2 protein-coding genes are annotated in these 1,480 nt (G+C 64.4%); both read right to left on the bottom strand.

Annotated features, from left to right (window positions below):
- Positions 1 to 35 precede the first annotated feature (35 nt).
- A complete protein-coding gene (locus VFZ66_03350) occupies positions 36 to 356 on the bottom strand; it encodes a hypothetical protein (protein HEX6288195.1) in 321 nt (106 codons plus the stop codon).
- A gap of 78 nt (positions 357 to 434) precedes the next feature.
- On the bottom strand, positions 435 to 1,370 hold the full coding sequence (locus VFZ66_03355) for an integrase core domain-containing protein (protein HEX6288196.1): 936 nt from the start codon (positions 1,368 to 1,370) through the stop codon (positions 435 to 437).
- Between the last annotated feature and the right edge of the window lie 110 nt (positions 1,371 to 1,480).

Raw genomic sequence — 1,480 nt, forward strand, 5'->3', positions numbered from 1 at the left:
CTGTATGACTTTCTCACATCGACACCGCCGCGACTTTAGCACATCGGGTCCGCTGGCGAGCTTCCGGCCTGGGCGCGCCGTTGCTCGCGCCACTGACGGAAGTGATCCTGCCGCGCCTGCTGACTGAGCTGCTCGACCCACTGCGTGAACGACACCCGTTGCCCCACTCGCCCTTTGACCGGCAGCCGTTTGATCGCCTGTTGTTGGTGATACACCACGAACTCCCGGGCGTCGGCATCGATCTGGAGCAGCACATACTGCCCCCTAAGCGCGTGCCGAATGTAGTAGTGCGCATCCGCCACCGTCACACTGCCATGCGCATCGACCCGCCGGGTGTAGCATCGCCCATGCAGCATGGTCAGCCAGCGATCCGGGTCCACCTCCGACGGCACAGGTGGCAAGGTCGGGAGGACAGGAAACGCGCTGCGGGGTGGCTAATTGCGGCAACTCAGTCCCTGGTGGGGCCGCTCCTCGTTGTAGAAGCGGTGGAAGTGGGTCGTAATGCTGCGCACCTGCGCCTCGGTCGTCGGCTGGTAGATCTGTAAACATTCTTCCTTGAAGGTGCGGTGGTACCGTTCGACGAATCCATTCTGCTCAGGATGATGCGGCAGACAGACCTCTACCGCCACCCCGAGACACAGCCAGAAGCGCACAAAGGCGGAGGGAAAATCGCGTGCGCTGGCGCTGCCCACGAATCGCGGATCGCGGTCAAAGGTGATCTGCTGCGGGACCCCGTGCCGCTGGACGAGGTCGGCCACGGCTTCCAGGGCGGTTTCGGCGACAAAATCACCGCGCACTTGGGCATCCAGCAAGATCGAGGTGCCCGTATCGATGGTGTTGAGAACCTCGACGACATGCTGGCGTTTGCCGTTGGGATCAGCCGGGACCGTGGCGGCGTCTTTGAAATCGAGTTGCCAGGTGGTGAGCGGGGGTGGTCGATCCAGGGGTTCCTTCGGCTGCGGGACGCGCGGCAGGATGCGCCCGTACTTCCGCAAGATCCGCCAGATCGTGGCGGTGGAGCGGGGTGGGGTGAGATCCTGGGCGGCTAACTCCGCATCGTGGGCGAGATAGTACTGCAAGGCCCGCGGGCCGGGGGTGCGATGGAGGGTCGTGGGCAACTCATCGCGCAGGGTAAGCAGGCGCTCGACGACCAGGGGATGGGTCTTCGCGGGTGGGGTGTGGCGGGCGCGCGAACGACTCCACAACACGGCGGGATCGTCAGGCGGGGCCGTGCGTAAGCGATGCCGCCATTTCTTGACCCAACTCACCGACCGGCCGATCGCGCGAGCCAGCTGGGGGTGCGACCAATCCGGATGCGCCTGGAGGAAGGCACGCAGCGCGGCGCGATCCGCAATCCACTGTTCTTCCATCGCCGACCTCACTTCCACCCGCTGGGGGTGAAGCGAGTGTACCACCGAATGCTACCACCAGACACGAGGTGCTGAAGCCGTGGCGGTGTCGATGTGAGAAAGTCATACAG

The organism is Herpetosiphonaceae bacterium, assembly GCA_036374795.1.
Lineage (GTDB): Bacteria > Chloroflexota > Chloroflexia > Chloroflexales > Kallotenuaceae > LB3-1.

Bases quoted from the DNA above. Each gene is read 5' to 3' on its own strand.
- VFZ66_03355 (HEX6288196.1), bottom strand. From the start codon at position 1,370: ATGGAAGAACAGTGGATTGCGGATCGCGCCGCGCTGCGTGCCTTCCTC.
- VFZ66_03350 (HEX6288195.1), bottom strand. From the start codon at position 356: ATGCTGCATGGGCGATGCTACACCCGGCGGGTCGATGCGCATGGCAGT.